The 18,468-nt window shown below is 61.5% G+C and carries 26 protein-coding genes, 2 tRNA genes and 1 pseudogene; 16 read left to right on the forward strand and 13 right to left on the reverse strand.

Annotation, left to right across the window (positions count from 1 at the left end):
- Window positions 1-176 precede the first annotated feature (176 nt).
- Window positions 177-1,313: a PAS domain-containing sensor histidine kinase gene (locus G5A07_RS03215; protein ID WP_191862703.1), complete on the forward strand. Its 1,137-nt coding sequence runs from the start codon at window positions 177-179 to the stop codon at window positions 1,311-1,313.
- Entirely contained in the window at window positions 1,303-1,662 is a 360-nt protein-coding gene (locus tag G5A07_RS03220; RefSeq protein ID WP_010482617.1) for a response regulator, read from the forward strand. The genes G5A07_RS03215 and G5A07_RS03220 overlap by 11 nt, the downstream gene beginning before the upstream one ends.
- Before the next feature lie 31 nt (window positions 1,663-1,693).
- Here G5A07_RS03220 and G5A07_RS03225 read toward each other — a convergent pair whose 3' ends face one another.
- On the reverse strand, window positions 1,694-2,260 hold the full coding sequence (locus G5A07_RS03225) for a transcriptional regulator (RefSeq protein WP_049453152.1): 567 nt from the start codon (window positions 2,258-2,260) through the stop codon (window positions 1,694-1,696).
- Between the two features lie 171 nt (window positions 2,261-2,431).
- On the opposite strand from G5A07_RS03225, the gene G5A07_RS03230 reads away from it, so the two are divergent.
- Window positions 2,432-3,262, forward strand: coding sequence for a universal stress protein (locus G5A07_RS03230; protein ID WP_043397173.1), 831 nt, complete (start codon window positions 2,432-2,434; stop codon window positions 3,260-3,262).
- On the opposite strand, the gene G5A07_RS03235 is transcribed toward G5A07_RS03230, so the two are convergent.
- Entirely contained in the window at window positions 3,210-4,103 is an 894-nt protein-coding gene (locus tag G5A07_RS03235) for a helix-turn-helix domain-containing protein (protein WP_019338485.1), read from the reverse strand. The genes G5A07_RS03230 and G5A07_RS03235 overlap by 53 nt on opposite strands.
- Window positions 4,104-4,249: 146 nt before the next feature.
- On the opposite strand from G5A07_RS03235, the gene G5A07_RS03240 reads away from it, so the two are divergent.
- Window positions 4,250-4,807 carry a GNAT family N-acetyltransferase gene (locus G5A07_RS03240; RefSeq protein ID WP_143994254.1) on the forward strand — a complete coding sequence of 186 codons (558 nt, stop codon included), beginning with the start codon at window positions 4,250-4,252 and terminating at the stop codon, window positions 4,805-4,807.
- A 7-nt stretch (window positions 4,808-4,814) separates the two neighbouring features.
- On the opposite strand, the gene G5A07_RS03245 is transcribed toward G5A07_RS03240, so the two are convergent.
- Window positions 4,815-5,279, reverse strand: coding sequence for a GNAT family N-acetyltransferase (locus tag G5A07_RS03245; RefSeq protein WP_143994269.1), 465 nt, complete (start codon window positions 5,277-5,279; stop codon window positions 4,815-4,817).
- 147 nt (window positions 5,280-5,426) lie between these two features.
- On the opposite strand from G5A07_RS03245, the gene G5A07_RS03250 reads away from it, so the two are divergent.
- A complete protein-coding gene (locus tag G5A07_RS03250) occupies window positions 5,427-6,317 on the forward strand; it encodes a dihydrodipicolinate synthase family protein (protein ID WP_191862705.1) in 891 nt (296 codons plus the stop codon).
- 34 nt (window positions 6,318-6,351) lie between these two features.
- Here G5A07_RS03250 and G5A07_RS03255 read toward each other — a convergent pair.
- Both G5A07_RS03255 and G5A07_RS03260 read right to left on the reverse strand, forming a co-directional pair.
- Window positions 6,352-6,445 (reverse strand) — tRNA-Ser (locus G5A07_RS03255).
- Between the two features lie 19 nt (window positions 6,446-6,464).
- Window positions 6,465-6,971, reverse strand: coding sequence for a hypothetical protein (locus G5A07_RS03260; RefSeq protein WP_029379832.1), 507 nt, complete (start codon window positions 6,969-6,971; stop codon window positions 6,465-6,467).
- A 1,676-nt stretch (window positions 6,972-8,647) separates the two neighbouring features.
- Here G5A07_RS03260 and G5A07_RS03265 point away from each other — a divergent pair.
- Window positions 8,648-10,222 carry an N-acetylmuramoyl-L-alanine amidase gene (locus tag G5A07_RS03265; protein WP_191862707.1) on the forward strand — a complete coding sequence of 525 codons (1,575 nt, stop codon included), beginning with the start codon at window positions 8,648-8,650 and terminating at the stop codon, window positions 10,220-10,222.
- Window positions 10,223-10,506: 284 nt separating this feature from the next.
- On the opposite strand, the gene G5A07_RS03270 is transcribed toward G5A07_RS03265, so the two are convergent.
- The 5 genes and pseudogenes from G5A07_RS03270 to G5A07_RS03285 all read right to left on the reverse strand — a co-directional run bounded on the left by G5A07_RS03270 (window position 10,507) and on the right by G5A07_RS03285 (window position 12,428).
- Window positions 10,507-11,082 (reverse strand): hypothetical protein, encoded by a 576-nt coding sequence (locus tag G5A07_RS03270; protein ID WP_049410722.1) that lies wholly within the window; start codon window positions 11,080-11,082, stop codon window positions 10,507-10,509.
- 123 nt (window positions 11,083-11,205) lie between these two features.
- A complete protein-coding gene (locus tag G5A07_RS03275; protein WP_191862885.1) occupies window positions 11,206-11,556 on the reverse strand; it encodes a hypothetical protein in 351 nt (116 codons plus the stop codon).
- Window positions 11,557-11,600: 44 nt separating this feature from the next.
- Window positions 11,601-11,861: pseudogene (locus G5A07_RS22375) on the reverse strand (hypothetical protein); the annotation flags it as partial.
- A gap of 15 nt (window positions 11,862-11,876) precedes the next feature.
- Window positions 11,877-12,023, reverse strand: a complete 147-nt coding sequence (locus G5A07_RS22380) for a hypothetical protein (protein WP_231298722.1) — start codon at window positions 12,021-12,023, stop codon at window positions 11,877-11,879.
- A 225-nt stretch (window positions 12,024-12,248) separates the two neighbouring features.
- Window positions 12,249-12,428, reverse strand: a complete 180-nt coding sequence (locus G5A07_RS03285) for a hypothetical protein (protein ID WP_126560419.1) — start codon at window positions 12,426-12,428, stop codon at window positions 12,249-12,251.
- Here G5A07_RS03285 and G5A07_RS03290 point away from each other — a divergent pair.
- From G5A07_RS03290 to G5A07_RS03315, 6 genes are read left to right on the forward strand one after another with little or no spacing between them, the layout of a single operon-like run.
- On the forward strand, window positions 12,427-12,750 hold the full coding sequence (locus G5A07_RS03290; protein WP_191862709.1) for a hypothetical protein: 324 nt from the start codon (window positions 12,427-12,429) through the stop codon (window positions 12,748-12,750). The genes G5A07_RS03285 and G5A07_RS03290 overlap by 2 nt on opposite strands.
- Window positions 12,725-12,970, forward strand: a complete 246-nt coding sequence (locus tag G5A07_RS03295; protein WP_010484771.1) for a hypothetical protein — start codon at window positions 12,725-12,727, stop codon at window positions 12,968-12,970. The genes G5A07_RS03290 and G5A07_RS03295 overlap by 26 nt, the downstream gene beginning before the upstream one ends.
- Window positions 12,967-13,401 carry a hypothetical protein gene (locus tag G5A07_RS03300; RefSeq protein WP_191862711.1) on the forward strand — a complete coding sequence of 145 codons (435 nt, stop codon included), beginning with the start codon at window positions 12,967-12,969 and terminating at the stop codon, window positions 13,399-13,401. The genes G5A07_RS03295 and G5A07_RS03300 overlap by 4 nt, the downstream gene beginning before the upstream one ends.
- Window positions 13,398-13,694: a hypothetical protein gene (locus G5A07_RS03305; RefSeq protein ID WP_126560415.1), complete on the forward strand. Its 297-nt coding sequence runs from the start codon at window positions 13,398-13,400 to the stop codon at window positions 13,692-13,694. The genes G5A07_RS03300 and G5A07_RS03305 overlap by 4 nt, the downstream gene beginning before the upstream one ends.
- Window positions 13,691-14,545: a hypothetical protein gene (locus G5A07_RS03310; protein ID WP_191862713.1), complete on the forward strand. Its 855-nt coding sequence runs from the start codon at window positions 13,691-13,693 to the stop codon at window positions 14,543-14,545. The genes G5A07_RS03305 and G5A07_RS03310 overlap by 4 nt, the downstream gene beginning before the upstream one ends.
- The gene (locus tag G5A07_RS03315; RefSeq protein ID WP_010484763.1) at window positions 14,538-14,747 is read left to right on the forward strand and encodes a hypothetical protein; all 210 of its coding nucleotides are present in this window, start codon (window positions 14,538-14,540) and stop codon (window positions 14,745-14,747) included. Before G5A07_RS03310 ends, G5A07_RS03315 begins: the two co-directional genes overlap by 8 nt.
- Window positions 14,748-14,861: 114 nt before the next feature.
- Here G5A07_RS03315 and G5A07_RS03320 read toward each other — a convergent pair whose 3' ends face one another.
- A complete protein-coding gene (locus G5A07_RS03320) occupies window positions 14,862-15,350 on the reverse strand; it encodes a hypothetical protein (RefSeq protein ID WP_160317664.1) in 489 nt (162 codons plus the stop codon).
- A gap of 62 nt (window positions 15,351-15,412) precedes the next feature.
- Between G5A07_RS03320 and G5A07_RS22385 the strand changes: the two genes are divergently transcribed.
- The 4 genes from G5A07_RS22385 (at window position 15,413) to G5A07_RS22400 (ending at window position 17,154) form a co-directional block, all read left to right on the forward strand.
- Window positions 15,413-15,544 (forward strand): hypothetical protein, encoded by a 132-nt coding sequence (locus G5A07_RS22385; RefSeq protein ID WP_262405811.1) that lies wholly within the window; start codon window positions 15,413-15,415, stop codon window positions 15,542-15,544.
- 27 nt (window positions 15,545-15,571) lie between these two features.
- Entirely contained in the window at window positions 15,572-16,261 is a 690-nt protein-coding gene (locus tag G5A07_RS22390) for a DNA cytosine methyltransferase (protein ID WP_231298726.1), read from the forward strand.
- 73 nt (window positions 16,262-16,334) lie between these two features.
- A complete protein-coding gene (locus tag G5A07_RS22395; protein ID WP_010484756.1) occupies window positions 16,335-16,559 on the forward strand; it encodes a hypothetical protein in 225 nt (74 codons plus the stop codon).
- Between the two features lie 115 nt (window positions 16,560-16,674).
- The gene (locus G5A07_RS22400; protein WP_262405813.1) at window positions 16,675-17,154 is read left to right on the forward strand and encodes a tyrosine-type recombinase/integrase; all 480 of its coding nucleotides are present in this window, start codon (window positions 16,675-16,677) and stop codon (window positions 17,152-17,154) included.
- A gap of 11 nt (window positions 17,155-17,165) precedes the next feature.
- Here the strand turns inward: G5A07_RS22400 and G5A07_RS03335 are convergent, their stop codons facing one another.
- Together G5A07_RS03335 and G5A07_RS03340 are read right to left on the reverse strand one after the other, a co-directional pair.
- Window positions 17,166-18,095: a hypothetical protein gene (locus tag G5A07_RS03335; protein WP_191862715.1), complete on the reverse strand. Its 930-nt coding sequence runs from the start codon at window positions 18,093-18,095 to the stop codon at window positions 17,166-17,168.
- Window positions 18,096-18,385: 290 nt separating this feature from the next.
- Window positions 18,386-18,462, reverse strand: a tRNA-Arg gene (locus G5A07_RS03340).
- Between the last annotated feature and the right edge of the window lie 6 nt (window positions 18,463-18,468).

The following is an 18,468-nucleotide window of genomic DNA, read 5'->3' on the forward strand; positions in this document are numbered from 1 at the left end:
CAGGTCGGTTCCAGGAAATAAAGGTGGGAGATGGTACCCCGTGTCGTATTCAGCCGCACAGTACGAATGGCACGTGCCATGCCTCCACACACTCTTCACACTGCACTGCCTAGCTTCACGTCCCTCCCAGGGGTAATGCTCATTTCCACGTGGACGCTGCCGCCTCTACGACGTCCGTGCTGACGGACCCTTCACGCCAACTGCGACTGCTGATCGACAGCGTGCGCGACCATGCGCTGTACCTGCTTGATTCTGATGGCATGGTCTGCAGCTGGAACCCGGGCGCGGAGCGCATCAAGGGCTATTCAGCCGATGAAGTGGTAGGCACGCACTTTGGCCGTTTCTATCTGGCTGCCGATCGCGAGGCGGGGGAACCGCAGCGCCTGCTCCGCCATGCAGCTCAACATGGCCACGTTGCCAGTGAAGGGTGGCGGGTACGTCGCGATGGCTCCTCGTTCCGTGCCAGCGTGGTCATCGAGCCGGTCGTCGAGGCAGGCGAGCTGCTCGGCTTCGTCAAGATCACCCGCGACATCACCGAGCAGTGGCAGGCACAACGACTGCTGCGCGACGCCCAGCGTGCGCTGCGCAACACCCAGCAGTTCGAAACCGTCGGCCGCCTCAGCCGCGGCCTTTCGCACGAATTCAACAACCTGCTGACCACCATCGGCAACGCGCTGGACCTGCTCTCACTGCGTGTAAGCGGTGACGATGCGCGTGCCGCCGAGCTGCTGGATGCTGCACAGGCAGCCACCGACCGCGGCGCGCTGTTGACCCGCCAGTTGCTGGCGTTCAGCACCGGCCAGACCCTGATCCGCGAGCCACTGGACATCAATGCCCTGGTACTGCAATGGCTGCCGGACCTGCAGCGCGCCTGTCCGCCTGCGGTGCTGCTGGAGTTACGGCTCACACCCGGCCTGCCCTTGGTGAACACCGATGCGATGCAGTTGCAGGCTGCGCTGGCCAACCTGGTGGCCAATGCCGCCGATGCCACCCTCGAAGGCGGCCGCATCCTGATCGGCACCGCATTGGAGCATCGGCTCGACCCGGATGCGGACTCCACGCTGCAACGGGGCTATGTCACGCTCAGCGTCTGCGATGATGGCCACGGAATGGCGGCCGACATCGCCGAACGGGCCACCGAGCCCTTCTTCACCACCAAGGACATCGGCAAGGGCAGCGGCCTGGGCCTGAGCCAGGTGTTCGGATTCACTACCCAGAGCGGCGGCTTCGTCGACGTGTCCACCACGCCCGGTGTCGGCACCACGGTCAGCCTGCTGCTCCCCGCAATGGAGGACACTGCCGATGACCGATGACCCGATCCGCGTATTGATGGTGGAAGACCAGACCGATCTGCGTGAAATGATCGGCCTGGCCCTGCGCGACCTCGGCATCGACGTGGCCACGACCGCCGACGCGCATGAGGCCGCCGCCCTGCTGAAGGGCGAAGCACGTTTCGACGTGGTGTTCAGCGACGTCAGCATGCCCAACGGCATGTCCGGCATCGAGCTGAGCGAGCATGTGGCGCGCGAGCAACCGCAGGCTCGGATGATCCTGTCGTCCGGTTATGCGCGCTCGCAGCTGCCGCCGCTGCCGGAACAGGTGGAGTTCCTGCCCAAGCCGTATCGGCTGCGCCAGCTGGTGCAGCTGCTGAAGCAGGCGTAAGCCACGGCGCCCCGGCCGCAAGCCCCTGCGGTCAATCCTTCATCGCCCCCCGCTGGAACGACGCGAGCAGCGTGGAGGCCGCCGCGGCCGGCGCCAGCCGACCACGTGCGAGTGACCAGGTGATGCCGTAGAAACACGTCCAGTAGAAGTCCGCGAGCCACACTGCGGTGAAACCGACGTTGAACTCTCCGGCCGCCTGACCACGCAGGAAAAAGGCCTCGAAGCGCTCGCCGATCGGCGCCCAGCGCTCCGGCAGCAGATGCAGGTCGCCTTGGCGCTGCTGCTCTTCCATCATCCGCGCGAACAGCAGCGTCACCAGTTCCCAGTCCGCCAGCAGCGTGGCGGTGACCTGCTCCAGCACGTGGCGTGCATCACCGCCCTCGTCGAACCAGACCGCCGCCGCTTCCAGACGCTCGAAGCCTGCGGCGAACAGTGCTTCGTCTATCGCTTCACGTGTTGGTGCAAACCGATACAGCGTGGCCCGGCTGATGCCTGCCCCCTGCGCCAGTTCGCTGAGCGTGCAGCGCGGATGGCTGACCAGGGTGGCTGCCAGGGCGTGGTGCAGGTCGCGGCGGGTGCGTGCTGCGGCAGGTCGCATGAAAGCGCTGAGGTGTGGGTTCACCCTCACGCTAGCATGAATCATCAATTAATAAACTGAATCACGGATGATTCATCCGAATCACCAATGCGCTAAAACGGGTGTGCGTCCGGTGCACCCGGGTCGGTGCGCGACAGGGAACGCGTCACAGGCATCGAAGGAGACAACGCCATGCTGCATCCACTACGCGATATCGCTGTACTGTTCGACGCCAGCGACACCGGGAACCGCGTTCTCAACATCGCCGCCGATCTGGCGCAGGCGCAGCAGGCGCATCTGGTCGCAGTCTCCACCGCCCAGCATCCCACCGACATCGCCAACGGCTTCGCGCGCGGCGCCGGCATCGCCGCCGCGCTCGACCATGAGGCGCGCGCGGATGCCGCCTGCACCGCACAGCTGATGCAGAACCTGCGAGCCGTGTCCGAGCCGCTGCAGATCAGCACCGAACTGCGCATCGTCTCGGACTATCTGGGCGGCGCCGACCTGGCCCTGCAGTCGCTGTACTGCGACCTGATCATCGCCGGCTATCCGCGTACTCCCGGCGCCCCTTCTGGCTGGCACCCGCTGGGCACCCTGCGCCAGACCGGCGTGCCGATGCTGCTGGTGCCGCCGCACTGGCAGGGCGATCAGGTCGGCCATCGCATTGTGGTGGCCTGGAATGCCAGCAAGCAGGCACGTCGCGCGGTGGCCGATGCGCTGCCCCTGCTCGCGCGTGCACAAGCGGTGCACCTGCTGATGGTCGACACGCCCAAGGCCGAGGCCACACCCGGCGCAGAGATGGCCCAGCATCTATCGCGGCATGGCGTTGAGGTGGAGATCCAGACGATCAGTTCGAGCCAGGGCGGCGTTGCCGCAACCATCCGCCAGCACGTACTCGATGCCGACGCAGACCTGCTGGTGCTGGGCCCTTACAGCCGCAGCCGGGTGGTCGAGCGCGTGCTCGGCGGAGTCACCGAGGATCTGCTCGCCGAAGTACCGGCGCCGCTGTTCGTATCACATTAGTGCCACCCTGCCCCGCCCGGCGGTAGCCAGTCAGCGATTGACCGGTATGCCGCCGGAAGTAGCGACACAGGTAGGACGCATCCTCGAAACACAGGCGCTCGGCGATGCGACCGATCGGCAATTCGCTGTAGGTGAGCAGTGCCTTGATCTCCAGCACCACCTGACGGTCGATCAATGCCTTCGGCGTCTCGTCGAAGCACTCGCGGGTCAGCTGCGAAAGATAGAACGGGGTGATGCACAGCGCCTCGGCGTAGGACTGCACGTCACGTTGGCGCGTGCTGCGCTGCCCGACCAGCTCCCAGAAGCTCCAGGCCAGGCGCTCGCGTCGGCTGACCTGCGCGGGCGCCCGCTTCTGCTTCGGCAGCAACGTGGCCATCTTCAGGAAGAAACTCTGCAGGAGATTGCGCAGCATCACGTGGCGATGCCGTCCACCGTTGTGCTGCGCGTCCATCATCAGCTGCAACCATCCCTGCAGCAACGGCACATCCAACGGTGACGGCCGGCAGTGCGGCTGTTCGTGCAGGAACTGGAACAGCGCATTGGGCAACACATAGGCCACCTCCGATGCCAGCGCTTTGGGCATCAGGCAGACCATCGCCAGGAAGCCGCGCGAGCGATGCCGCAGCAGCGCCAGCGTGTCCTCTGCCAGCACCAGCACATCATGACGCTGCACCGCTACTTCGCGGAAATTCAGTGCAAAGCGCGCGCACCCCGAGACGCATACCAGTACCACCAGATAGGCGTGACCGAACGACAACGGGACGCCCTGTCCTTCGGCCAGCGTACTGACCTCCAGCCGCATGGATTCGTCCTGGTCCAGAAGCTGGGGTACGCGGTCCATGGGCCGATCCGGCGGTATTCCGGGCCCCAGCATACCCGGGCTCGACCATCAGTTGTGAAAAGTACCGAAACCATCAAGGTCCCGTTCTGGGCCGGTCGCGCCTGGCGACCTAGCCTGTGCACTCTCTTTGTCTCCTTGGAATCGACATGCAGCTGCACACCGAACGCTTGATCCTTCGCCCCTGGCGAGACACCGACGCCGCCGATCTGTACGAGTACGCCCGCGACCCGCGCGTGGGTCCGATCGCCGGTTGGCCGGTGCACACCAGTGTCGAGGAAAGTACCGAAATCATCCGCACCGTCTTCAACCAGCCAGAGGTCTACGCTCTGCAGAACCGCGAAGACGGCCGCGCCATCGGCTGTGTCGGCATCCTGATCGGCGCTGACAGCAACTTCGAGATCAGCGACCGCGAAGGCGAGATCGCCTACTGGATCGGCGTACCGTACTGGGGTCGCGGGCTGGTCCCCGAAGCGGTGCGCGAAGTGATGCGGCATGCATTCCTGCAGCTGGAGCTGGAAGCGCTGTGGTGCGGCTACTTCGCTGACAACCTCCAATCACTCACCGCGCAGCGCAAATGCGGTTTCCAGCATCACCATACCGAAGTGAACAAGTTCAACAGCTTCCTTGGTGACTACCGTACCGAGCACATCAGCCGCATCACCCGGGAGCAATGGTGTGCCCTGCAGGCCGCCACACCGGCTTGAACAGGATTCAGCCCGACGTGCGCTGCATGAACAGAAGTTCCGGCGTTGAGGACGCTTCAACCTGCTGGAAACCGAGATCGCGATAGAGGGCTGCGGCGGCCGCGTTGTCACGATAGACGCGCAGGGTGAGGTGTTGGATACCGCTTTCGCGCAGCGCCTGTGCACTCAAGGACTGAACGAGCAGCCGGCCAAGGCCGCGCCCGCGTGCCAGTGGGGAAACAATGATGCGGCCCAGGTGCGCGGTGCCGGCGCCGGTCATCCAGTACTGGCCGAAGCCTACACAAACACCCTGCTCGTCCAGCAGCGCCCAGCCCGGGCGCACCTCGAGCTCAAGCACCTGCGCGAACCGCTGCGGCGGTAGTGGAAACGGCACACCCGGGCCTGCCCAGCGCTGGGTGGCCCCGGCGGATTCGGGCCAGCTGGCGACGGTGGCGTAGTTCGAAGGCTGGACGGGGCGAAGGTTGGGTTCCATGACATTCATGGTGCGCCATTTGCACCGGATAGACACGCTGCATGGCCGCACTTGAGTTTTGTCATAGGACAATAAACAATTCCAGACGTCCAGTCGTCACGCCCCAGGCGCGGTGGCACCCAACCCATCCCAGTTCCGGGAGATCCCATGTTCAATGGCCTCAGCGCGTTTCCCCTGACCCCGCTCTCTGAAGCCGGCATCGACTTTCGGGTATTTGCGCACCTGATCGAGCGCCTGGCTGATTCTGGTGTTGATTCAATGGGCGTCCTGGGCTCTACGGGCAGCTACGCCTATCTTGAAAAGCCCGAGCGCAAGCGGGTGCTGCGCGAAGCACTCGCGCATGCCGGGGGCGTACCGGTGATCGCCGGCATCGGTGCACTGCGTACCCGCGACGTGCTGGCACTGGCGCTGGATGCGGAGGATGCGGGTGCTGCTGGCCTGCTGCTGGCCCCCGTGTCCTACCAGCCCCTGAAGGATCATGAGGTGCAAGCGCTGTTCGAAACCGTATGCGCTGCGGTGCGCACACCGATCTGCGTCTATGACAATCCCGGCGCCACGCATTTCCGCTTCACCGATGCGCTGCATGGCCGGATCGCCGCACTGCCCAACATCGCCTCGATCAAGATCCCGCGCCTTGCTGATGATCCGGCCGAGGCGGCCGCGCGCGTTGCGGCACTCCGTGCGTGCGTTCCTGCGCATGTGACGCTGGGCGTCAGTGGTGACGCCTCGGCGGTGCGTGGACTGCTGGCGGGGTGCGATGGCTGGTATTCGGTGACAGCAGGGTTGTTCCCTGAGGTTGCGCTGCAGATCGTGCGGGCCGTGGGAAACGGCGATGCCGGGGGCGCCATGGCCCTCTCGGCACGACTGGCGCCGCTGTGGTCGTTGTATGACCGGTTTGGCGGGATTCGCGTCATGGCCTGCGCGGCGGCCCTGCTGGGGCTGTGCGGCCAGAACTGCCTGCCGCTGCCGTTGCAGGGGCTGCGGGGCGGTGAGCGCGAGGAGGTGGCAGCGGTGCTGGGGGGGCTGGGGTTGTTGTAGAAGCCCGGCGAGCGGTTGCCGTGCAGGTGGCGGGTGGTGACCCCGGCCCGATTCGAACGGGCGACCTTCCCCTTAGGAGGGGGATTTCGTCGCCCGATCAATCAAAGACTTACAAAGTGCATGGGACCGGCGTGGGCCCATTTCCGCTCAAACACCCCGTCGCAGCTGCTGCAGCCCTGCACTCACCCACGCCTCGCGGGCGTCCTTCGGTCGGGGCTTGGCTGTCGGCGGCTTGGGCGGCTCCAGTGCTTCCTTGACCCGCGCGGTAGCGGCGGCCGTTGCCTCGGCGAGGCGCCGAGCCTGTTGCTGCTGCTCTAGGGTTGGCGGCAGGCCGGGCAGTGGCTCCAGCGGTTCACTCGACGTGGTGTCCAGCAGCCGGGCCACAGCCGCGCGCAGGCGCATCTCTGGGTAGAGCCTAGCCGCGCACCAACGTTCGGCGTAGCGCTTGCCCTGGGCGATGCTGGCGGCCCGGACGTCCTTGGTATCCCACATCTTCCAAGCGTTCACGCGGACGCGCACGCTGCCACCACAGGCCGGCGAGACGTTGACGATCTGCCTGCCGTTCCACCACAGCACCCATGTGTCGCCCAACTGGACCCAGCCGGCGGGCATCGGGGCGGTGCGGAAACTTTGGTAGCCGTGCGAAGGAAGCATGGCCGGAAGAATACGACCGGCCGTCTCAGCCACTGCGATCCAACCAATTGACATTCTTAGCCGCTCAGACTTCCCTGCAGGGTGGCTCTTGCACTACGGCGTAGGGCTTCACCTACAGCCGTGTTGGCGGTTTTCCGATTGCATCCCCGTCTTGCTGTTGCGACCTTGCGCGAGCAGTGCAGCACTACCCTACTCATGGAGAGATGGAAGTGAACTCAACGCAAAACGATTGCAGGCCTGCCCGCTCCCCCCAGCGCCGCCTGATGCTGCGCATGTCACTCGCATTGCTATCGGTAAGCTTCGCCCAGAGCGCATTCGCCGGTCAGTGGGTCCCAACGGGCCGCCTGCTATGGGTGGATTCGGAAACTATCCAGCCTTATCCAGTGGCGTATACCAACTTTTGCCAGGGAGGCGTGGACGGGCCGAGCGGAGTTTATTTGTACGGCGACTGGGGTTCGGAAGGGCTTGGCTCGTGCCCGACGGACGCATACACCGGTTTTGACAACATGAAGTACGGTGGCGGCACCTGTAGGCCAGATCCTCAAGGCGTTGGCGGCGGCTATTCCTGCCAGGAGTATCACCACGTTTTCGCAGGTCAGAAGTACCAGGGTCCGATACCGGCGACCTGTAGTACACCGGGACTTTACGGGGTCACCAACTACTACCGTGCAGAGCTTGTGTACTTCGGCTCTGGCGATAATCCCAACGACTATTACGACAGGTTCTTCGAAAGCTCTACGGAGTACGTTTGCCAGTAGTCGGCATCCAAACACCAAGCTCTCAGGCGATGTGCCTTAAGAGCTATTGATCCCCATCTGACTACTACAAGCAGGATCGTCCCCGCGCGAGCGGGGACACTACTTCATATCGTTCCAAGGTCCTTCACGACGGCCTGTGCTCTTTGAAGGAATCCGATCAGCAGGCGCCCTCCGGCGACTTGCCGGCCCATCGGCTCATTGAGGTAGCCCGCTTGGAGCCGCCCGGCGCCCATCAGGTCGGCCTACAGCATGCTTGGGTGCCACGCCCTTGAGTGGATCACCTTGTGACGCGAACTGACCGCCGATCGGCTGCACAGACGTAGCCTGCCGGCTGTCGCTCTTGGCGTAGGCCGTGGCCATCATCCTGCCGCTTCTGGGCGACCAACCGCCCAAGACAATCCCGGCCTCGAAATGCACCGCGGCTATCTCAAGGCAATGGAGTACGCACTTCGCTTGTGTGTACTGACTCACCCTGAGCCTGAGAACCTATCTGTTGCATGGAATCAGCTCCTCCCCAGCATCGCGGCTAAGCACAAGGATAGTGGCGGCGATCTCTTCGCCGCTGCCTTCCAGCAATCTCTAACAGTTCTGACTGAGCAAATCGGCGCAGTCCAAGGAAGCTAGACCACTATGTAAAACCGGCGCGGCACTGCTCACGCGCCCTCGGGTTGAGCTGCCTGCGGCCCTGGATTCGGCAAGGTCAGGATGCCCGTCTTGCTCAGCTAGCTCAATCGGGCAATTCCGCGCTGAAGCCTGGCCACTCCCCTACGCCGGCCGCTTGTAACAGCAGCGGGGCCACTCTACACCCTCGCAGAGCTTCATCTATTTGCAACAAACGCAATGGCCCACCATTTCATCTAGTCCGGTCATTGCTGTTACCCTCACTCGCGGGGGATCCATCAGCAAAGGAGATGCATGATGTCTGTTACTCAAGGCAATAAGCTTGCTTTTATAGCTGCAGGGCTAGCGCTTTCTTTGGCGCTTACCACCAATGCAAGCTCTCAATCAACGCAGCCCATAAAGGAACAACCACTTCGATCCATTGATCAAAGCACGGCGATTCTCGTCCAACTTGAACCTGAGCTACAGCGCTTCGTTGATAAACAGAAAAGACTGCCCGGACAGGAGTCGAAGGTAATAGTTAGAATTTCTCCTGATCAATCTACCGGAATAGTCTGGATAGACCTTGATTCGGGCTATCTACCCAAAGGCGCCACGGAGCTCAACGAAGATCTAAGCGAAAAGATTGGCGAAATCAAGATGGAGCTCTACAACTATCTATCTGGTGTCGTTGCCTTCAAATTTATTAGCTTGAGAATTGGCGGCAGGACACTCAGTGAGATATTCCCACCTGAGTACGTCAAAGAGAGGAAAAACCAACGTAGTACTCGCGCTGCGGCACCCCCTGTGCCGGGACTGGTTCTCATCAATCCAGGCCACGGAAAATACTTCCACCATGGCGATAACGTTTGGAAGTACCAGCGCCCAACCGCCTATGCAGGCACCACCAACGTCCATGAGGACGACATCACGCCGCTGTATGCGTCGATGTTGGATACATACCTGACCTCACGCAGCCGCATGCACGTCACTGACGTCCGCCATACCCGTGACATCCTGATGCCATACATCGAAGCGGAGAGCAATCTTCCGTGGAAAGACCTAGCCGCCCGTTACTACATCAAATCGCTACTACCCAATGAAGGCCCCACGATCTGGAACCTCTACCCAAATGGGAAACCCGATCGGGGGAATCTTCGGGAATACGACGACGATTTGATGGCCCGCGCCAAGTATGCCAACCACATCAATGCCGAGACCTTCATCTCTCTGCATACCAATGGCGCCGGCCCAACCGCCCGCGGCACCCTCGTCATGACAAAAGCGGATGATCCGCAATCCGTGCAACTCTCCAAGAACATCCTCTGCTACATGAAGGAGCAGATCAATGCAGTGGAGAAATATGCCGATTTCAGCATCCGACCTGACCTCGTAGATGGCAGTGAGAAGGCCGAAGTCCGAGAGGCGGAAATGCCGACAGCACTAATCGAGATAGCCTTTCATACCAACACCGAAGACGCCGCAGCACTTCAGGACACGGAATTCCGCGAGGCGGCTATGAAAGGCGTGGAGAAGGGCTATCGCACCTTCAAGGCAGGCGAGACTGACTGCCGACCGCTGACCATCACCAATGCTCCTCCGGTGACCGGGCCACATCGTACCGACATCCCGTACACGGTGCAGTTTTCCGGCTCTCCAACCTACCCGATGTACTTGCGCACCAAGATCGTCACCTGCCCGGCGGGCTACAGTTGCTCGCAGATTTCAGAGCAGTACATCTTCCCCAGTAGCACACCCGGCACGCTGCAAGCAAAGGCCAGATGCACCGTGGCACGCCCCGTACCCGGCAGTGTCATTGTAGTAGATCGCTACTTGGAAGACGGCGACGGGGTAAGGAGTCCTCTCGTGCGCAGTTCTATCACCTGCACCTAGCGCGGAGTCGCTTCAGAGAAGCATCACCTATTGAATCAATTCAGCGGCCTTGTCCAAGGCCGCTTTTCTTTACTAGTTCAATGCCTCCCAATGCAGATTCGACTAAGCCTCGCGAATCTGGACGGCGCAGCACATGGGCAGCATCTGGGCGCAACTGCCGTTGGGTCTGCGTGATGGAAGGCTTACTGCGTCAGCCGAGTAGTGAACACCCCCCGGAACAACAGTGGGGAATGGCTTTTGCCTATAGGCTGAGCCGCCTAGCCACAAGCCAGGCGGCCACTCAATCACATGAAGACGTAGCCTTGCGGCCCGTCGTTGTGGGCGCCCGAGATTCCTTCGCAGCCGATATCGCGGGTGTCGAAATGACGCAGCTTTCCCTTCCAGGCATAAGCGCATCGATACAGTGGCGCGGTGCCTGGCAACTGGACCGTCGAAAGGTAGCCGATAATCCCTCGATAGGGAGGAATTACTTGTCCCTCGCAGTTCATGTCAGTTGAGGTGAAATCGTCATACGGCGTGTGGCTCAAACACGCCCTGATCGCATGACCACCCTCAAAAGGAGTCGAGGAGATAAATCCAATGACGCCTTCGTCGATAAATCCCGATCGCAACCACGATGCAATGTCATAGTGAATGATCATGTGCGAGTTTTGCTTGGGGTGATAGAGACGATGCAGTTCTGCCAGCGTGACGCCTGCTGGCACAGCGAGACTGGGATCCATCTGCACCGCCGCATTCGCCACGGATGCAAGGTCAGTCCCGCCTGCATGGGCGACGGACGCGCCACCAACTGCGAGAAGCAAAGAAATACTCAGAAGACTCGATTTCACGAAATGCTCCATTTCTTCAATCGCGAACATCTTGCTCGCTGCTCGATCCTATCCAGTCTTGCGAGCCCACAAAGTGACAACGCTCACATCGATCGCCCTCCATCAGCCTCTAGGCAGATTGCATTGAATTGAAACTCGGCCACGCCTGAGTCTTCAACCGAACCCTAGCGGCACTTCGATCAGGTCCACGATGAAGATCGTGGCGTTCTGCGGCCCGATCGTCACGCCGCCTACCGGGAACGTGCTGGTGATCAGGGTCTGTTGAGTTACCTGCAACCGCGAGAGAAAAATCCGGTTGTCGCTCATCATGTGGAAGTAGTCCGCATTCATGGTGCACCGATCCTGCGACTGCGAGTAGTAGTAGTAGAACCGCGGCGACGGGATGGTAATGCCGATCTTGACCCCAGGGAAGAACTGGCCGATCTCAGCGGGAGGTCCTGGCACCGTTTGTAGCGCCACCACCTGGAGGACCCACAGGCCCTTACGCCTGGAGTCGTAGAACACTGTGCCGTCTCCGTTTCCAGATTCTCGCTGTAGAGAATGTGCAGCCCGACGCGCTGTGCCTGCGACTTGGAGTGGCAGCCGAAGGCCGTCACCTCGATCTGATTCACGCCGTAGCGTGCGATACTCTCCTGCAGCTGGACCGGCTCGACCTTCTGCCGGCCGAAGTCATCGGGATCAGACCAGGACACCAATGCCACCGTGTGCCGCGCTTTGCTGCCGCTGCCGATGTAGGTGAACTTCCCGTCGACCACGTTGGCCTGGCTGTAGGTGTAGACCGGGTCCTTCGGCATGTCCGCCGAGGCCATGATCTGCCCTGCCGCTTAGAAGCTGATGCCGCGGAACATGCTGGCCATGTCCTGCAGCGCCTTGTGGGCCGACTCCCGGGTCTGCAGGTAAAGGCTGCAGGTGAAGCGCGGCTCCATGCCGTCGCTGACCCGCTGATCGCAGTACTGCGCGATCTCGTACATCGCCGGCGCCGACGAGGTGGCCGACGGTCTTGCCCATCCCGAGTTCAACGCTGCGCAGTCCCAGCCCAAGCACACGATTGAAGATCTTCGCGCCGTCTGGAAGCGCATGGAGAACGGCATTACACGTGCTCTCGACGCGATGGAGCGAGCTCAGAATCGTCTTAGCGATCATTAAGCCCCCTCCCCTGCTGTCGGCCGTTGACCACTGGCGTGGCCGGGAAGTACTCAGCCAGCTTTGACGGTCTGACGCTGCTGGAGGACACCGCCTGGGAGCACAAACGCCTGAACCAGACGCTGCGCGATACCATGTTCGAAGGCTGCGTCGGCACCGATTTTGCCGCTGATGTACCAGATCCAGATGGAGCACCAGGCGATGGTCTCCAACTGCGAGCGCGTGTTCTTCATGGCTTCCGAATGGCGGCAGGCCTCCGGCGGCTGGGAACTGGTCGAGGAGCGGCACTGCTGGTACCTGCCCAACCCGGATCTGCGCGCGCGCATCGTCTCCGGCTGGGCCCAGCTGGAGGCCGACGTCACAGCGTTCAAGCCGGGGCCGGCCAGCGAGCCTGCGCCGGTGGGCCGCGCGCCGGAGAATCTGCCCGCGCTCAGCATCCAGGTCACGGGCATGGTGACCGCATCGAACCTCGCGGAGTTCAAGGAGAACGCATTGGCGGGGCTCGGTTCGATCAACCGGGAGCTGCGGCATGCGCCTGCACGCCATGAAGGATGAAGGCGGCTGGAACGTCTCCGGCTGGCGCCGCACCCACGGCGCAAAGGCCATGGTCATGTTCGCGGTTGCAGATACCGCGCCGACCTTCAGCGAAACCGCTGGTCAGCATCACGTTATTGCCGGCCGTACCTACATCGCAGTGCCGCCTGCAAGCCAGAAGAAGCTGCAGGCGTTCATCGCCTCCACCGAGGGCGCAATCGCCCAAGGCGGTGCCGCTTGACCGCATTCCCCTGCGTACCGGCTGCAATGCAGACCTTCACCCTGCCGCGCGACGAAGACCTGCAGCGCGCTGACGCAACGCCGCCCAACAAGTTCACCGGCTTCGTAGTCGGCCCGTTCTTCTGCCATCACGTCTACAGCGATGACGAGAAGGCCATGATGGGCGATAGCACGGTCGCCGAGCTGGGCGACTGGCAGGTCACGCACGTGGAAACCGGGGCGTGCGTGCAGCGCGGCCTGCCGACCCACTACCGCGCCATCTGGTTGGCCGAGAAGCTGTCCGCCTTCCAGGACTTCACCCTTCCTTCGTTCCAGGCCATCAAAGACGCCTTGGCTCCGCACGAGGAAGAGATCGCCTCGCTGCGATGGGAAGCCAAGAACGGCAACTGTCAGCGCACCTGCAATTTCAGTTTCAGCGAGGTGCAGTCGTGACCGGCCGGACGCAAGGGCCTTGGGCATACCAGGAACAGAACGATGCCTACACGCACATCGTGCGCGGACCCAACAACCGCTTCATCTGCCAGCTTTCTCAGGACAGTTCGGGCGAGAGCGAGAGAACGGCGCGCCTGATCGCCGCCGCGCCGGAGTTGCTGGATGCGCTCGTAAAGGCCGAACGGATGTTCCGCGAAATCGGGTTCATAGCCGCGGCAGATAAGGAACGCCCTGAAAGCCTCTGGAATGAGATCAGCGCCGTGATCGCGAATGCAAACGGCGGTCGCCCATGACCGAGCAGACCTTCTTCGCCGCCATGGCCGTCGGCATCTCGCCTCTCGTCACCCTCCAGCTAGAGTTCGAGACCTGCTGCAGTTGTGTGCGCCAGATTGCCAAGGAAGGAGCTGTCGCTTGCTGCGCGTGCTGCGATTTCCTTAACGGCGGCGTAGCCAGCGCGAAGCAGTTCCCTCTTCCGCTCCGCCTTTTCGCTGGCTTGGTCCACATCGGCAATGCTGACATTGGCGAGATCTCGAAGGTGGCGCTGCAGTACAGGCACATCACCGGCAAGGCGTCCCAAGCGCATCCCCGTGGACGCCTGAATTGCGTGAAGACGTCCTATCACAGAATGGAGCTTTTCCAAGCTTACCTCCGCAGCTTTCTCTGCAAGAACTCCTCGCATCTTGGCATTCCCAACGAAGGCTTCGACTTCGCAGTGGACGCTCTGCAGCAACTCATTGAGCGTGCCCATCTTGAGGCGAGCTACATCCAGCTCTGCGGAAAGAAAGCACAGCAGGACTTTCTCTTCGCGCCCGCGCTGCCTGTCCGCCTCATCGCTCAGTCGATCTCGCTCAGCGACTCCATTGTCAAGCCCGACTTTGGCGACCAAATTGGCCTGCCTTCCCAGCCAAAAGACAGCAAAAGCAGAGACGCCAGCAACAAGAATTCCTATCGTTGCCACGAAGACGCCCAAGACAGCGACCACGACAGCCCAAGCGTCCCACCAAACGACGCAGTCGCCAATACCCGGCTCCATGCACGGGCTGACACCGTTCCACAACTGCTCCAAAGCGCTCATTCCCTGATCCCCCTGTGGACTCGCGGGCATTCTGGCATGGCCCGCGCCGCGGAGGTTTGCCGTGCGTAACCAGCTCGACATCTTCGATCACGACCCAGCCCGCATGGCAGAGGCCGACCGAGCCGCAGCCGAGCGCGCACTGCACGACGTGCAGTTCACCGCAAGGGTGCGCCAGGGGCGCCACGAGTACTACGTGGGCGAAGCCGAACGCTGGGAACACCTCGCCGCGCACAGCGCGCGCTCCACCAACAGCAAGGACATGCAGGCATGAGCAACGGCAGGAGAAACCTGGCAGATGTGCAGCCGGCTAGAGGGTGAGGCTGTGGGCAATGGCTAAGCTGCTTCGGCTCCGCACCAAAGTCGCTAAAGCGTGCGACAGCTCTTACTACTGCGCCCCTCTTGGACGGCCGCACTCAGCAGCGACTGCCGCTTCGATCAACTCTCGCATCTCATTTTTTTCAGCTGCGGACTGCTCGCGCTTTCTATCGTCGATGCGTCGACTATCAGCGATGGATTCAGCGGTCCTTGCATCGTGCCACATCAGCGCTGAAGAGTTCAAAAAAATGCTGGCTAGAGCCACCAAAAAAATGGATGAAATACGAACCAGGCCCGACGTACGGCCCATCTTTTTTGGGCATACGCCAGCTACGAAGGAGACGAAAGGGATCAACGGAAGAATCAGACCAGCCAAAACTAACGCTGCAATTACGACGTTGCGCGAAGCGTATGGCAAAAAATCTGTCGAAGGGTCGAACACGAGCAGGACAATTGCTGGACCACCTGCGATTGGCGCAACCGCGAGTAAACCCTCGCAGATTGTCTTTGCTAGCTCGAATTCGTTCGCACGCTTCACTTCTTCTGGCTGTGGGCTCATACCGCATTCCTTGCTTGATGTTCGGCAGATGCTCACACGTTATGGCGGCGAGGGATAGTCGGGTGAATTACTACAGCGAATGGGATCCCTACGCAGCGCAGTGGATCCGCAACCTCATCGATGCCGGGCTGATCCCGCCCGGCCACGTCGACACCAGGAGCATCACCGATGTTCAACCCTCAGACCTCGCCTGATACCGGCAATGCCACTTCTTCGCCGGCATCGCCGGCTGGTCCCTTGCAGCTCGACTTGCTGGGTGGCCCGACGACCGCGAGCTCTGGACCGGCAGCGCCCCGTGCCAGCCGTTCTCCGTCGCCGGTAAAGGAAAAGCCCAGGATGACGATCGGCACCTGTGGCCCCACTTCCTTCGCCTCATCCGTGCCCGACGGCCCGCTGTCGTCATGGAAGAACAGGTTGCGGCGGCGGTTGGCAAGAGCTGGCTCGACGGAGTGTCTGCTGACCTGGAAGCAGAGGACTACGCCTGCCGGGCGGTCGTTGTCCCAGCTTGTGCCGTCGACGCGCCCCACCGACGGGACCGGCTCTGGTTTGTGGCCCACGCCAACGACTTGCATGCACAAGGGCGCTTCTCCGGCAGCATTAACCCGGAAGAATGGCGCTTCCAGAGCGAACGATCGGCTGGATCACTGCGTGCTGGCACAGGCCTTGTGACCGTTGAGGAGGCCGCCCACTACTGCGGCGTCTCCAACAGCCAGTTCAGGAAGAACGCCATGGGCTATGGGCTCACGCCCCGCCGCTTCATGGGAAAGCAGTTGTACGAAAAGGCGGCGCTCTATGCCGCGATTGAGGGTGCAGAGGAATGGCAAAGGTTCGACTCTACTGGCGCGGCAGCAAGGCCTACCTCGACTGGCCGGAAGGCGGCGAGCGCTTCGCAGGTCCATTGGGGAACCTGAAGCCCGTGAGGCGGAGAGAATACGTGCCGCGAAAGAAGCAGAACTGACCCACGGGGTCCGGATCTTGGCCCGCTTGCCCAAGGTCCGCGAATACCTGGAGTGGTATCTGGACTGGTACGAGGCCGAGCACCCAACCACGATCTCGAAGGCCAGGAGCGAGGTGAAGCGCTTCATCGAGCGATTCGGCCACCGGCCGATCGACAGCATCCGAGCGGTCGAGGTGGAGCAGTGCAAGCGCGCCAGGCTGCTGGACGACAAGGCGGCAAAGGAAACAGTGGGAAGGAGATTCGACGGCTGAAGGCGGCGTTCAATCGCGGCGTCGAATGGAAAGAGCTGGACGTGAACCCGCTCGCCTCAGTGAAGCGCCTCGCGGCGTGCGGAGCGTGGCAGTCAAGTTCTATGACAGGGCGGCCATGCGCCGCCTGTATCGCGCGAACCCTGCGCGGGCGCCGCTGTGGATGTTCATGGCCCACACCGGGCTGCGGCGGGGCGAGACCATCGGCTTGGAGAAATGCTCGGTCGTAGCTGGTCGCCTCTTGGTAGAGAGCGACCCGGACGAGAGCGGTGAAGGCAGGACGAAGTCAGGGAAATGGCGGGAGGTTCCCCTTAACCGCTATGCCAGGTGGGCACTGCGTCACCTGCCGGGCCCTCTGGTAACGGTTCACAAGGACACCGTATCGGACTGGTTCAAGAAAGATTCGGAGCTTGCCAACGTAGGTGGGCATTTGCATCGGCTGCGACACACCTTTTGCGCTCATATGGTGATGGCCGGCGTCCCGCTACGCAGGGTACAAATCTTGGCTGGGCACGCTGAGTACTCAACCACTGAAAAGTACTATGCGCACCTTACCCCCGAAGGAGATGATGCCGCTGTTTCCCGGCTCAAGTTCTAGCTACTGGTCTACTATCCGCGCACAACCTTTGCGATAGCTGATGCCATTTCAGCTATTAGTTTGGGATCCAGCGGCGCCGTAGCGTCATCGGATCGATCAGAACATCCATCAGTAGGTGCCACCAACATTTTGGCCAACTCCAAACGATTTTCAGCCGCGTCCGACCATGCGGTCAAAAGTGCGCCCTCCTTCAGGGCGAATGCGTCAAGGTCTCCGTCGAGCAAGCGCGAGTCCGATAGGGTAGCCTTGTAGAGTCGCAGGAAGAAGAATGCGAGCACTTCGAGCATCACAACAACACCAAACTTCGGCAGGTAGTAAGACAGAATTTGCTGCCAAGAAATATCCACCAGGGCAATTGGCGTAAACGCAAACGCCACCAACATGACTACCGCCGCTACTGACGTGGAAGTACCAATGATGAGGTTAACGGTAGCTCGCCTCTCAAGATCTGCAGCCCTTTTTGACAGTCGGCTCCTAGCCTCTTGAAATACTGCCCTGCTCGCCAGCAGCCGTGCGTCAGTTTCGCCATCTGCAGATCCCGTTTGAGTGGCGGTCGCTTCTGACAGTCGAGCGGCAGCAGACTTCACGTTCTCCACAGCCAGCAACAGCTCTTGCCTCGCCAGCGTGTCCAGGGACGAAACTCTTCCTGTCTCAACTTTGGCTAGGCTGAGCCTCCCATCCAAGTAAAGGCTGATGCCGGCAGCGGTGCTTGCGCCAGCAATTACGATGCCGACAAACGTCAGCAGCGAAGACTTTATGCTGAACAGATCTGCGGCAAATCCCGAGATCACGCCAATGCTCAAACCGACGGTTACACCTAGGACAGCCCCGAACGCTTGGAGCCGGTTCGAACGGACCATACGATCCCGTGTTTCAGACGCCAAGCCCGCGATGGAGGACGTTCCGTCAGTGGGCAGCGCACTGGAGTCATCGGTTGTCACGACCAATTCCTTCTGGCTGTGCGGAGAACCTTGGCGACTAGCCTCTGCTAGGAACCAGCTAAGTGTGCCAGCTGTGCCAAACGCAGGGCTAGAAGATCACGAATAGATCAGAGTAGCTCGGCGCTTAACGGGCTAAGTCATTGATAACTGGTGACCCCGGCCCGATTCGAACGGGCGACCTTCCCCTTAGGAGGGATAAGATCGACAATCGCCAAGCCCTGTGGCACAAGGATGTCGAGGGATCTCGGAGGATCTGGGGCAACCGATTGGGGCAAAATCAATCACAACGATGGTGACCCCGGCGCGATTCGAACGCGCGACCTGCCGCTTAGGAGGCGACCGCTCTATCCAGCTGAGCTACGGGGTCAAGGAC

This window comes from Stenotrophomonas sp. AS012628 (genome assembly GCF_010608305.1).
GTDB lineage: Bacteria > Pseudomonadota > Gammaproteobacteria > Xanthomonadales > Xanthomonadaceae > Stenotrophomonas > Stenotrophomonas geniculata.

Coding starts and splice junctions, on each gene's coding strand:
- G5A07_RS03220 (WP_010482617.1), top strand. CDS start 1,303: ATGACCGATGACCCGATCCGCGTATTGATGGTGGAAGACCAGACCGAT.
- G5A07_RS03225 (WP_049453152.1), bottom strand. CDS start 2,260: ATGCGACCTGCCGCAGCACGCACCCGCCGCGACCTGCACCACGCCCTG.
- G5A07_RS03230 (WP_043397173.1), top strand. CDS start 2,432: ATGCTGCATCCACTACGCGATATCGCTGTACTGTTCGACGCCAGCGAC.
- G5A07_RS03235 (WP_019338485.1), bottom strand. CDS start 4,103: ATGGACCGCGTACCCCAGCTTCTGGACCAGGACGAATCCATGCGGCTG.
- G5A07_RS03240 (WP_143994254.1), top strand. CDS start 4,250: ATGCAGCTGCACACCGAACGCTTGATCCTTCGCCCCTGGCGAGACACC.
- G5A07_RS03245 (WP_143994269.1), bottom strand. CDS start 5,279: ATGGAACCCAACCTTCGCCCCGTCCAGCCTTCGAACTACGCCACCGTC.
- G5A07_RS03250 (WP_191862705.1), top strand. CDS start 5,427: ATGTTCAATGGCCTCAGCGCGTTTCCCCTGACCCCGCTCTCTGAAGCC.
- G5A07_RS03260 (WP_029379832.1), bottom strand. CDS start 6,971: ATGCTTCCTTCGCACGGCTACCAAAGTTTCCGCACCGCCCCGATGCCC.
- G5A07_RS03265 (WP_191862707.1), top strand. CDS start 8,648: ATGTCTGTTACTCAAGGCAATAAGCTTGCTTTTATAGCTGCAGGGCTA.
- G5A07_RS03270 (WP_049410722.1), bottom strand. CDS start 11,082: ATGTTCGCGATTGAAGAAATGGAGCATTTCGTGAAATCGAGTCTTCTG.
- G5A07_RS22380 (WP_231298722.1), bottom strand. CDS start 12,023: ATGTACGAGATCGCGCAGTACTGCGATCAGCGGGTCAGCGACGGCATG.
- G5A07_RS03290 (WP_191862709.1), top strand. CDS start 12,427: ATGGCTTCCGAATGGCGGCAGGCCTCCGGCGGCTGGGAACTGGTCGAG.
- G5A07_RS03285 (WP_126560419.1), bottom strand. CDS start 12,428: ATGAAGAACACGCGCTCGCAGTTGGAGACCATCGCCTGGTGCTCCATC.
- G5A07_RS03295 (WP_010484771.1), top strand. CDS start 12,725: ATGCGCCTGCACGCCATGAAGGATGAAGGCGGCTGGAACGTCTCCGGC.
- G5A07_RS03310 (WP_191862713.1), top strand. CDS start 13,691: ATGACCGAGCAGACCTTCTTCGCCGCCATGGCCGTCGGCATCTCGCCT.
- G5A07_RS03320 (WP_160317664.1), bottom strand. CDS start 15,350: ATGAGCCCACAGCCAGAAGAAGTGAAGCGTGCGAACGAATTCGAGCTA.
- G5A07_RS22400 (WP_262405813.1), top strand. CDS start 16,675: ATGCGCCGCCTGTATCGCGCGAACCCTGCGCGGGCGCCGCTGTGGATG.